The 11,630-nt window shown below is 44.3% G+C and carries 9 protein-coding genes; all 9 read right to left on the bottom strand.

Annotated features, from left to right (window positions below; translation table 11 throughout):
* Positions 1–640 precede the first annotated feature (640 nt).
* Positions 641–1,777: a flagellin gene (locus ACED45_RS12120; RefSeq protein ID WP_146492320.1), complete on the bottom strand. Its 1,137-nt coding sequence runs from the start codon at positions 1,775–1,777 to the stop codon at positions 641–643.
* 417 nt (positions 1,778–2,194) lie between these two features.
* Positions 2,195–3,385 (bottom strand): flagellar hook-associated protein FlgL, encoded by a 1,191-nt coding sequence (gene flgL / locus ACED45_RS12115; RefSeq protein ID WP_146492321.1) that lies wholly within the window; start codon positions 3,383–3,385, stop codon positions 2,195–2,197.
* Between the two features lie 10 nt (positions 3,386–3,395).
* A complete protein-coding gene (gene flgK, locus ACED45_RS12110) occupies positions 3,396–5,276 on the bottom strand; it encodes a flagellar hook-associated protein FlgK (protein ID WP_146492322.1) in 1,881 nt (626 codons plus the stop codon).
* Positions 5,277–5,486: 210 nt separating this feature from the next.
* Positions 5,487–6,404 carry a flagellar assembly peptidoglycan hydrolase FlgJ gene (gene flgJ, locus ACED45_RS12105; RefSeq protein ID WP_371714138.1) on the bottom strand — a complete coding sequence of 306 codons (918 nt, stop codon included), beginning with the start codon at positions 6,402–6,404 and terminating at the stop codon, positions 5,487–5,489.
* A 10-nt stretch (positions 6,405–6,414) separates the two neighbouring features.
* Positions 6,415–7,506 (bottom strand): flagellar basal body P-ring protein FlgI, encoded by a 1,092-nt coding sequence (locus ACED45_RS12100; RefSeq protein ID WP_017106350.1) that lies wholly within the window; start codon positions 7,504–7,506, stop codon positions 6,415–6,417.
* 94 nt (positions 7,507–7,600) lie between these two features.
* A complete protein-coding gene (flgH, locus tag ACED45_RS12095; protein ID WP_048659814.1) occupies positions 7,601–8,377 on the bottom strand; it encodes a flagellar basal body L-ring protein FlgH in 777 nt (258 codons plus the stop codon).
* A gap of 105 nt (positions 8,378–8,482) precedes the next feature.
* The gene (gene flgG, locus ACED45_RS12090; RefSeq protein WP_004739713.1) at positions 8,483–9,271 is read right to left on the bottom strand and encodes a flagellar basal-body rod protein FlgG; all 789 of its coding nucleotides are present in this window, start codon (positions 9,269–9,271) and stop codon (positions 8,483–8,485) included.
* 21 nt (positions 9,272–9,292) lie between these two features.
* Complete coding sequence (locus ACED45_RS12085; protein WP_048659811.1) at positions 9,293–10,042, bottom strand: flagellar basal body rod protein FlgF; 750 nt, start codon at positions 10,040–10,042, stop codon at positions 9,293–9,295.
* 253 nt (positions 10,043–10,295) lie between these two features.
* Entirely contained in the window at positions 10,296–11,600 is a 1,305-nt protein-coding gene (gene flgE, locus ACED45_RS12080) for a flagellar hook protein FlgE (protein WP_048609567.1), read from the bottom strand.
* Between the last annotated feature and the right edge of the window lie 30 nt (positions 11,601–11,630).

The following is an 11,630-nucleotide window of genomic DNA, read 5'->3' as shown; positions in this document are numbered from 1 at the left end:
CTCCAATTGATTTTCCGGTATAGCGGTTTCCGACGTCTCGGAAAACCAAGTAGTTCTCTCAAAGTTACTTTTAATAACGGCGCGAAAATCAGAAGCTTTAGAAAAACTTTCAAAAAACCACAAAAAATTTATTAATTTAATATTTATCAATGACTTAATTTATCGCATTTTCTAATACAGCGATAGATTTCAATTGAGAAAAGATCTTAACCTGTTTGAAAAACGTACGAATCGCCGTCTAAATTGCTCAAGGTGGAGAAATGATCAATCGCCAAAGATCTCTGGGGTAGACAAATCTTGTGCAATAGGCGAAATTATTTTTCGTAAACAAGAACAGTCAAATAGAGCTCTAAGAAAGGTAGAGCGAGAAAATTCGTAGGACAATAAATAGCAAAAACAAGAAATACAGAAAGGAAAAAGCCCCTTTTCCTTTGAGAGAACCGGGGCTAGTTGGCGCGTCAGAGCCTGTGTGGAGATCATCGAGAAATGAACACATTTCCGACTTGCCGTTGCATTCTTACTGTAAAAATGGATAGCAGGTGAGAGATGAGAGAGCTAAACACTCAATAGTAAGTATGCTTGCCAGTTTCCCTTGCTGCATGGCTCACGTCTGAACACGAGCAGCAAGTTCAACCAATAACTATTGCAATAATGACATCGCAGAGTTAGGCAACTGTTTTGCTTGAGCAAGTATTGAAGTACCTGCTTGTTGCAGAATTTGTGATTTGGTCATTTGTGTCGTCTCTTTCGCAAAGTCCGTATCTTTGATTCGGCTGTTTGAAGCGTCTACGTTCTCTTGTACGTTTGCCAAGTTATTAATACTGTGGCTTAGACGGTTCTGTTTTGCACCCAAATCAGCACGTTGTGAATCCACGTACTTCATTGCAGAATCAATCACGCTAATTGCGTTCTGTGAACCCGCAACGCTGGTTAAGCTAACGTCTTGAACAGAGGTAGCACGGCCTTCACTCTTAATACCTAGCTCAGACGCTAGGCCACCAGAGATAGACATTGCACCGTCAAGGTCTGGTTCAGCAACGAATAGCTGGATGCGACCATCATCAGTAACCGATGCGTTCACAAGATCAGATTGACCATTGATGTAAGTAGCAAGCTCTTCGATATCGTCACCCGCTTTGGTATTGATATCTAAAACGATATCTTCACCCGCTTTGGTTTTGAATTCGAACTTAAGATCACGAGCTTGTGCAGGCACTTCCCAGCTCTTATCTTTGCCGTTTTCAGAATCAAACGTTGTACCACCCATGCGGAAATCATCGGCACGAATGCTCGTCAGAGCCATGATCATCGCTTCACCAGAGTTAGAACCGATCTGGAACGATGCTTCACCAAATGAACCATTCAATAGACGACGGCCACCAAAAGACGTTGTCTCTGCGATACGGTTAAGCTCATCTTGAAGTGCCATAGACTCTTCATTCAGTGCCGTACGCTCTGCTGGAGAGTTAGTACCGTTTGATGATTGAATCGCTAGATCACGCATACGTTGTAATACGTTGGTTGATTCGTTCATCGCGCCTTCAGCGGTTTGAGCAATTGAGATACCGTCATTGGCATTACGCATTGCTACATCAAGACCACGAGATTGAGCTGTTAAGCGGTTCGAAATTTGCAAACCTGCAGCATCATCTTTTGCGCTGTTGATCTTGTGACCCGATGACAAACGCTCCATTGAAGTCGCTAAGTCATTCGACGCTTTATTCAGGTAACGCTGTGCTGTCATAGCAGATACGTTAGTACTTACATTAATAGCCATTTTGCTCTCCTTATGAGTTCGCAAGCTTTCTGCGAAGCGGCCAGCTTTACTCTCATATGGATAAGCACTGACCGTGTATTACTCGATAAAACCTATACAAGGTTTAAGATCTGTATTAATCATTTATAACCAACACAGATACAAGTTGTATGCCAAGTTTAATCTCATATAAATAATTTTTTAATTATCTAAAAATCAAAAACTTACAAACAACACTGCGCAATTATGATTTTCTACTATTAGAAGGTAAAAACATTCACCTTCCTTATTGCCGTTTTTTGCCGCTATTCTAGAAACATCATGCTTCGTACAAAAAAGCGGCAAACTATGGCGTCATTCGCACGTATGGCATAGCACATACGGCAAGGAATCAACGCCATGGTGATCGACAAGTCACCATTAAATGCCGATTGATCATTAAATATAGTTAAACAAGGTCAGGTCTTTGGTTTTGCCAAACGCTTGTTGAGAAGCTTGTAGTGCTCGAGAGTTTTCATTGAACTCAATGATCGCTTTCGAGTAATCCAAGTCTTCAAAGTTGCTTTTTGCTTTCGCTAAAGACAACTTAAAATCTTCATGTTGCTGCTCTTGAATATCCAGCGTACTTAAACGTGCACCAACATCGGTTCTTGCCTTGGTTAAATGAATAAACGCGGCATGAAACTCTTCGGTTACTTGGTGCAATTTCGCCGTAGCTGATGCATCCGATACTGGGTTTTCAGCCTGTTCAGCGGCTTCTTTAAACGTATCAAAGATAGAGAATGTCTTTCTCGGCTCTAAGGTGATCGAATCACCTTTCGTGATCTGGCCTTTAAGTTGGATATTCAGCCCTTCGTAGACAATACCTGTCGAAGGATCAAAATCTTCCGCGGCGACGACGGTCCCATCTTTTTCAAGTTGGTAGGCATAGTTTCCGGTCTGCATATCAACGAACGTCACCTTGTACGTTGATGAATCTTTAGTTGTGTTCGTTGCGCGCTCTAACAATAGCTCTGAAGCGGGCTCAAGGTCATACTGAGGCTCAAAATCACCAAATGGGTTGTCTATTTCCATAAACATCTTGCTGCCTGGATCATTCATTGCCATTTCAAAGCTACTTGCCACACGCATCTTGCGTTGGTAGTCATCACCTTGATAAGTCACGTTTCCTTGATTGTCTCGAAAGAAAGGCTGATTCTTTGGTTTAGTACCCGCAAATGTGTAGTTACCCGACTCATCTTGAGAGTTGGCTAAATGAAGGAAGTTATTCGCCAGTTCTTGAATTTCACGCTTCTTGGCTAAACGGTCTTCTGGAGAAAGCGCACCGTTGATCATTTCCATCACGGTTCGTTTTGCTTCATCAGCAAAGCCTTCAGTGTTAGAAACTAATACTTCATGATGTTCAAGACGATTTCTTACTAGAGTAATCGCATCTACATACTGTTTAAGTTGTTCTGACTGCTGACCTATGTTCTGCAAATAGTGCGTCGCTAATGGATCATCACTTGGCGACTGTAACTTCTTACCTGAAGCAAGTTGCGCTTGGTTGTGATGCACCTTGTTCTCTTGGCGGCGCAAGTCATTTTGTACTGACTGATAATTATGGAAGCTAGAGATACGATTCAACATTTATACCTTCCTATCTCAGAGCCAAAATAGTGTTAAACGTATCGTTGGCTGCTTGCATGATGCGTGAAGAAGCCATATACGCTTGCTGAAACTTCATCATATTTGCCGCTTCTTCATCGAGGTTTACTCCCGAGATAGAAGCAATACGCTCTTGAGCCGACTGTTTTTCTAACGTCGCAATATCACTCAAACGATTTGCCGTTGAAGATTTCAAGCCCGTATTGGTATTCAAGTTGTGGTAAAGGTCTAAAATCGTAGACTCACCATCATTCAAAAGCTTTCCTGTTTGAAGATCTTGCAGCTTACGCAGGTTACCGTTGTCACCTTCTGATGGGACAAGGTTTGCCGTAAATTTATCATTTGCCACAGCGCCTGGTGTTAGCTCAAACGTTGTTCCATTGATAGTCACAGGGCCTTCAGGCGGATACGGTTGAGGCTGCATCAAGATGTTGCCCTTAGGATCGGTAACCGCAAATTGCTCCCCCTTTGGTGATACAACCACTTCAAACTCACGCAATTGACCGGCCGCTAGAATTTTGAACCCAGCAGTGCCTTTGGCAAAAGTGGTCGATGCCTCATAGCTTTGCGCGGCAATGTCTTTCGGATCTTTGGTTTCCATCTGCATTTGAGCAGCAAAATTACGCGTTGGACGCAGTAACAGTTTCTCTCCTAGCTCAGGAGGGTTACGAATTTCCACTCGCATGCCATCAAGATAAAAAGCGTTGCCGCTAGAGTCGGTCGCCATCTTCACGGTCTCACCGTTCGGCTTAGTCACCACGTAATCGCTGCCATCGTATTTCAGACCATACTCACCGCCTTTTAAGGCAGAGGTATCATCAATATATACCGCAACATCTGCTTTCGATTGCCCGCTAGCCGTGACACGAGATTTAGCCACCAGCTCAGAGTTAACATCAGTAAACAGGTTCTTACCTACGTTGCCGTTGAGATCCAAACCTTGTTCTTGAAGACCATTTACCTCGTATGAAAACGCGGTCGCTAAACGACCAAGTTCATCCATGATTGCCGGGATGTGTTCGTCACGCATATCTAGCATGGCGCCGATTTTTCCGTCGATATCACTGCTGGTGATCGGTTTTAAAGACTTACCTTCAACAATCGCTAGGCGACGCTGATGTGCATCGGGTAAGCCATCAACCATTTTTAATTGGCTTGCTTCACTACCAGAGACTAAGGTATGGCCATTGCCAATATGGACATTAAACCCTTCGGCATTTGAGCGTGGTGTCACCGTTACTTTGGTGTAACCAGAAAGCTCATTAATCAACTTTTCGTGCTGATCTCGTAGGTCATTATGAGGCCCAGGAGTCCGCATCATTAAACGTTGAACATCACGGATCTCGTACGCAAGCTGATTAACTCGCTCGATACCCATATCTAATTTTTTATTGGTAGAGTCAGACTGTTGGCGAACCGTTTCATGGAATTCATTTAACGTTTTACTGAGTAGCCCAGCCTTTTCTAATACAACTTTTCGAGCACCGACATCATTCGGTGTATCGGCTAATGTTTTAACCGAATCAAACCATTCATTAAGGTTTTCTGGAATCTTCTTCGAAGCAACAGATGACAGCATACTCGACAGCATATCGAGGTTAGCTTCGGTGTCGCCTTTATTGGCGGCATTGGTTGTCGATAAGTTAAGTTCGTTGACGGCAAATTGGTCCCAAGAGCGGCGAACATTTTCCACATGCACGCCCATACCATAGCTTTGGCCACCGTACTGACGCGGGTCATTCACACCTTGAATCACAGATTGGCGGCTATAGCCCTCTGTGTTGGCGTTAGAAATGTTATGACCTGTGGTGTTTAGCTGTCTCTGAGCAGTAAGAACACTTTGTGCCCCTACATTCAGAAGATCCGACGCCATAATGCCCCCAAAAAACTTAACAAAATCAGGATAAACTGATTAACTACCAGTTTAAAAAGCAATATATGTGCCAATAGACACAGCGAAGAACTAAAAGACAATAATTTATTGAAGTGTAAAGAGATAACTACAGACTTCGCAGCAAAATTTGAGGTGATAGATAAGAAAAGAGCCTGCCAATGGCAAGCTCTCAATGTTCATTAAAGGTGATTAGTTCATCTCATCAATCTTAGCTTTAACGCGCAATACCTTATCTGCATAGTTAGGGTCAGTTGCGTAACCTGCTTGGTGGATACCTTTGATGAAGTTCTCTGAGTTACCTTGATGCTGCAATGCCGTTTCGTATCTTGGGTTTTCGTTCAAGAACTTCACATAGTCGTTAAAGCTATCTTCAAAGTTTGAGTAAGAACGGAAAGAAGCCGACTCTTTAACGGCTGTTTTACCGTGGAACTCAAGTGTCTGCGTAGCAACCTTATCGCCCTTCCAACTTCTGTCTGCTTTGATGTTGAATAGGTTATTGCTGTTGCCCAAAGAGTTCTTAACCATTTTAGAACCCCAACCCGTTTCAAGGGCAGCTTGTGCCAATAGTAGAGACGAGTCCACACCAAGCGCGCTCGCTGCTTTTTCTGCGTAAGGCTTCATTGAGGTCACAAACGATTCTGGAGAATCAAAGGATACTGGCTGTTTTGCTGCTTGCGCAGATTGTACTTCTGATGCTCGACCTTCTGAACGGCCTGAGTATTGAGGTCTTTGCAATGAAGTATCAAAGCCTTCACTACGAACCTTATCTTCCGTCGCATCGCTTGCTTGACCCGCGCTTAACTGCGCCACAATCATATCCGCAAGACCTAACGAACCTGAAGCACTCAACTCACTCGCCATTTGCTCATCTTGCATTTGGCGATAAAACTGCTCGTTCTGGCTATTCAGCATATCCGATTTGAAGCTTGAGTTTGCATCGCGCATCGACTTAAACAACATTGAGGTAAAAATTGATTCAAACTGTTTTGCCGCAGCGGTTAATGCTTCTTTCTCGCTGCCTTCTTCACCGTTTACCGCTTGTTGACGAAGGCGGTCTAGTCTGCCGATGTCGTGGATAAAGCCGATGTCATTGTTATTCTTAATCATGCTTAACCCCTTAGATAATGATCAATTGGCCTTCAATCGCACCCGCTTGTTTCAGTGCTTGAAGGATTGCCATTAGATCAGAAGGCGCTGCGCCGACTTCGTTAACTGCTCGAACCAAATCATCCAGCGTTAGGCCAGGTTCAAACTTAAACATCTTGCCATCAGCTTCAGTGACTTCGATATCTGAATCAGGAACCACTACGGTTTGGCCGCCAGAAAATGCATTCGGTTGGCTTACGTTGAGATTTTCTTTGATTGCGACCGTCATACCACCGTGCGTTACCGCCGCCGCTTTTAAGCGAACGTGCTTACCAACCACGATCGTACCGGTACGAGAGTTAACAATGATTTTTGCAGAACCTTCTGCAGGGTCGAATTCGATATTTTCAATTGCAGACAGGAAAGCCACACGTTGGCTGATTTCTCGAGGTGCACGAACTTTTACTGACGTCGCGTCTACCGCAGACGCCATTTGTGGGCCTAAGAAGTTGTTAACCGCATCAGCCAAACGCTGAGCCGTTGTAAAATCTGATTGGATTAGGTTGAAGGTAATATAGTCACCGCGACCGAATGGGGTTGGAATCTCTTGTTCAACCGTTGCACCGCTAGAGATGATGCCAACGTTAGGGTTGTTACCGACAATCTTAGAACCGTCGTTACCCTGCGCGCTAAAACCACTTACTACCAAGTTACCTTGCGCTACGGCATACACCTGGCCATCAAGACCTTTTAAAAAGGTTTGTAGCAGCGTACCACCACGTAGGCTTTTTGCCGAACCGATAGAAGACACGGTTACGTCAACTTCCTGACCTTGCTTAGAGAAAGCTGGCAGTTCAGCAGTCACAATAACAGCCGCTACGTTTTTGGTTTTTGGCTTAGTGCCGGGCGGCAATTGGATGCCAAAATTTTGCAGCATTGCGTTAAACGTTTGATCGGTAAAGGGAGTTGTCTCACCTGTACCCGGCAAACCTGTCACCAAACCGTAGCCAACAAGTTGGTTACTACGAACACCCGCCACTTTTGCCACGTCTTTAATACGCGCAGCATGGGCACTGGTGGCAAGAAATAGCATGCCGAATAGTACGAGTGTTAGTTTTTTCATTGAGTAACCTGTCTGTATTGCTTTAATTTATAATAGCTTAGCTAAATATGGCTGAGTGATAGAGGCTGTCAGTATGTCGACACCCTCTCAAGCCCTACAGAGATACATTAAAGAATCGTGCCAAGAATCCAGGCTCTTGCATATCTTTCTGCACGCCCGTACCCGAGTACTGAATTCTTGCGTTAGAAACACGGTTTGAAGCGATGGTATTTTCGAAATCAATATCGTCTGGACGGATAGTGCCACTCAAGCGGATATACTCATCGCCTGTGTTCAATGTCATCCACTTTTCACCACGAACCACTAGGTTACCGTTGGCTAATACTTCAATAACTTCTACGGTAATGTAGCCGCTGATGCTGTTACTTTGGTTGGCTGATGCGTCACCAGCGAAGGTATTGGTGTTGCTCAGATCGTAAGAGAAGTTGTACTTATCGATCGTTAGCTCTTGACCACCAACTGCCAAAGGCTCCATCGATGCATCGTTCGACTTAGACATGTCTGCGTTGGCTTTTTTGGTCGCTCGAGTATTCTCATCTAGCGCCACAGTAATGATGTCACCAATACCACGCGGTTTTGAGTCATCGTACATGCTGCCAATATGATTAACATTGAATAGTGAACCCGTTGCCGCTGCGTAATGCTCTGGTTTCTGCTTTGGATTGATTGGCGCCCATGCAGGGTCACCTGCAATTGGATCGGTTCTACCACGAAGCGTGTCGATAATGCCTGAGCTCTCTTCAGCCGACTTATCACCTTCCACTGCATCAACTACTGTGGTTGCGTTTTCTTCTGCTGGAGTCTCTATCGGGTCCAACACAGCACAACCCGTCATAGACATAAACAGAGCTAAACAAAAAATACGTTTCATGGCGATATACTCTCAGCAGGCAGTGGTCAATGGATCAATGGATCAATGGATCAATTAGTAGAAACACGTTGATGAATTCGAATAAGTAAACGGCTAATAAACCAATTACAGCTGTTGGTTAACAAAGCTCATCATCTTGTCTACTGACGAGATAACTTTTGAGTTCATTTCGTATACACGTTGAGCTTCAATCATGTTTACCAGCTCTTCGGTTACGTTTACGTTCGATGTTTCTAGCATCGACTGGCGAATGTTACCTAGGCCATCGAAGCCCGGTACACCTTCTTGCGGGTCACCACTCGCACCAGTCGGTAAGTAAAGGTTTTGACCGACTGGCTCTAAACCGCCTGGGTTTACGAAGTCTGTAATCGTGATTTGGCCAACTACGACGTTGTTTTGCTCACCACGTAGACGAACCGATACTTCACCGTCGTTACCAACCGTTACTGAGATCGCGTCTTCAGGAATCACGATTTCTGGTTGTAGAGGGTAACCTTGGCCCGATGTTACGATTGCGCCGTCACCGTTCAGAGTAAACTGACCATTACGGCTGTAACCCGTTTCACCGTCTGGCATCTCAACTTGGAAGAAGCCGTCACCTTCGATCATCATATCTAGGCTGTTCGACGTTGTTTGTGCGTTACCGTGCGTGTGCACTTTCTGAGTAGCAACAACTTTAGAACCAGCACCCAACATCAAACCACTTGGCAGCTCAGTGTTCTGAGACGATTGACCACCCGGTTGGTTGATGTTCTGGTAGAACAGATCTTCAAATACCGCGCGGCTCTTTTTAAAACCAATGGTCGAGGCGTTGGCAAGGTTGTTCGAAATCGTTGAGATATTGGTTTGTTGGGCGTCTAAACCTGTTTTACTTACCCATAGTGCTGGATGCATAGCAATTTCCTTTAAATTCTATTAGCTCATACGAAGCAGTGAATCAGACGACTTGTCCATTTCCTCTGCTGTGCTCATCATCTTGACCTGCATTTCAAACTGACGTTGTAAGTCAATTAAGCTGGTCATTTCACCTACGGCATTTACGTTACTGCCTTCGATAGCACCTTTTAGCAACGTTACCGCTGCATCTGCTTCGTATGCCTGATCTGGGTTTTTCGAACGGAATAGACCATTCGTATCTTTAAACAAAGTTTGGTTGTTTGGACGTACAAGCTTAATACGATCAACTACGGCCAATTCTTCAGCTGGAGCGCCTTGAGGAATCACCGAAATCGTACCGTCAGTACCAATTTCTACTTTACTGATTGGGATGGGCAGTGTGATTGGCGCATCGTTTTCACCTAGCACCAAATGGCCACTTGCATTAGTTAGCAAACCGTTTTGGTCAACCTTAAGGTTGCCGTTACGTGTTAAACCTTCGCGGCCGGTGTTATCCATAACTGAAATCCAACCATCACCTTGAACGGTAACATCGAGATCTCGGCCAGTGGTAACCACACTACCTTGCGAGAAATTATGGCCCGGACGCTCTGTCATACTGAAAACACGAGTAGGCATGCCTTCACCATACGCTTGCATTGAACGTGCTTGTGCTAAATCAGCACGGAAACCCGTTGTACTCACGTTGGCAAGGTTGTTTGCACGTAGCTGCAAAGCCTGCATATTTTGCTTAGCGCCACTCATGGCAAGAAACAGTGCGCGATCCATAATTTTGCTCCAAAAAATCATCTTCTGGAGCTAATAAAGCAAACACTGTGCCAATATTTTTAACTGTTATTTATCAATAATTTAAATAGAAAATGAACAAGGAGCGGTGATCATTAAAGGATCATTCAGGAAGAATTGTTGCCAGTGGCATTACCGTGCGGCAATAGGGGCGGCAAATAAGAAAACAAACAACAATACCCAATTCAATAACATTGAATTGGGTATTCGCAGATGATTCAAACGCTCGAAACGATTAACGAATCTGAAGAATATTCTGTTGCAGTTGGTTGTGTACTTCGAGAGAACGCGAGTTCGCTTGGAAGTTACGTTGAGCAGAAATCAAATCAACCAATTCTTGAGTCATATCGATGTTCGATTGCTCTAGTGAGCCGTTGTTGATGCTACCAAATGAACCTTTGTTCGATTCACCCCAGATTTTATCACCAGAGTCGTTAGTAGAATCCCACTGAGTACCGCCTTTCTTATCTAGGCCTTGCTCGTTTGGTACACGAACTAAGCCTACACGGCCAAGCATCACGTTTTCACCATTTGAGTAAGTACCCAGAACACTGCCGTACTCATCGAAATCGATTTTGGTTAAGAAACCTGTTGTCGCACCATCTTCATCAAACTTAGTCAATTCAAACGGAGCAGCAAACTGAGTTGAAGAATCCAGACCAAACTTAAGCACCTGTGTTGGATCGGCACCGTTCAAGTCAATTGGGTTCGCACCTGCACCTAGAGGATCAGAGTTAATTGGCTGACCACTGTTTAGGCTTGCTAACGTACCGTCATTGTTGAACTTCATTGTGTGACCAACATGACCAGTTGCATTCGTCGCATCACCGCCAGTAATGTTCAATGGCTTCTCACCATTCTCATCTGACATGGTGTAGTACGTTTGCCAAGTGTTTGGTTGAGTCTGATCTTTGAGGTAGTAAGTCGTTAACTTGTAAGACTGACCCATAGAATCGTATACCGTCGAAGACGTTGCACGGTTATAAGTATCGGCATCTTGGTAGTTAAATGCAGCCGGGTCTTTAAGATCACCATTTGCAGGAAGGTTGACCCCTACTTCAATGTTTTCTGTCTGTTTTGGCTTACCAAACTCAGCAGGAATGTCGAGAGGCTTTGGCGCGTAAGAAAGAACTTCACCCGAGTTTGGATCAACATCGTAACCTAAAAGAAACTCATCATTAGCCGTAACCATATAGTTGTCTTTGTTTAGGTGAAATGCACCATTACGCGTTAGTTCGTTAATCTCTGGCACCATGCGATCTTTCGATACTGCAAAGAAACCTGTACCACTTACACGCAAATCCATTGGGTTGTTCGTATAAATACTTGAACCTTCGTGGAACTGTTGCGCCACTTGGCTAGCTTGCGCACCACCACCTGACGTCGTTTTTGCGTTAGTAAACAACGAGTTTGAGTAAACATCACCGAACTCTGCACGAGACTCTTTAAAGCCAAACGTGTTTGCGTTCGCAATATTGTTACTGGTTGTATTCAGGTCTAATTGTGCAGCGGATAGGCCGCTTAAAGCTACATATGACATTCCAATATTCTCCTAATCTATCTAGCTAGC

Origin of the sequence: Vibrio crassostreae (assembly GCF_041439375.1) — a bacterium.
In the GTDB taxonomy this organism is placed as follows: Bacteria; Pseudomonadota; Gammaproteobacteria; order Enterobacterales; family Vibrionaceae; genus Vibrio; species Vibrio crassostreae_D.
Note: the sequence above shows the minus strand (reverse complement) of the source record. Positions and strands in the feature narration are given on the sequence as shown.

What these genes read in the sequence shown, in the direction of transcription:
- ACED45_RS12120 (WP_146492320.1), bottom strand. Translation starts at nt 1,777, where the DNA reads ATGGCTATTAATGTAAGTACTAACGTATCTGCTATGACAGCACAGCGT.
- flgL (WP_146492321.1), bottom strand. Translation starts at nt 3,385, where the DNA reads ATGTTGAATCGTATCTCTAGCTTCCATAATTATCAGTCAGTACAAAAT.
- flgK (WP_146492322.1), bottom strand. Translation starts at nt 5,276, where the DNA reads ATGGCGTCGGATCTTCTGAATGTAGGGGCACAAAGTGTTCTTACTGCT.
- flgJ (WP_371714138.1), bottom strand. Translation starts at nt 6,404, where the DNA reads ATGATTAAGAATAACAATGACATCGGCTTTATCCACGACATCGGCAGA.
- ACED45_RS12100 (WP_017106350.1), bottom strand. Translation starts at nt 7,506, where the DNA reads ATGAAAAAACTAACACTCGTACTATTCGGCATGCTATTTCTTGCCACC.
- flgH (WP_048659814.1), bottom strand. Translation starts at nt 8,377, where the DNA reads ATGAAACGTATTTTTTGTTTAGCTCTGTTTATGTCTATGACGGGTTGT.
- flgG (WP_004739713.1), bottom strand. Translation starts at nt 9,271, where the DNA reads ATGCATCCAGCACTATGGGTAAGTAAAACAGGTTTAGACGCCCAACAA.
- ACED45_RS12085 (WP_048659811.1), bottom strand. Translation starts at nt 10,042, where the DNA reads ATGGATCGCGCACTGTTTCTTGCCATGAGTGGCGCTAAGCAAAATATG.
- flgE (WP_048609567.1), bottom strand. Translation starts at nt 11,600, where the DNA reads ATGTCATATGTAGCTTTAAGCGGCCTATCCGCTGCACAATTAGACCTG.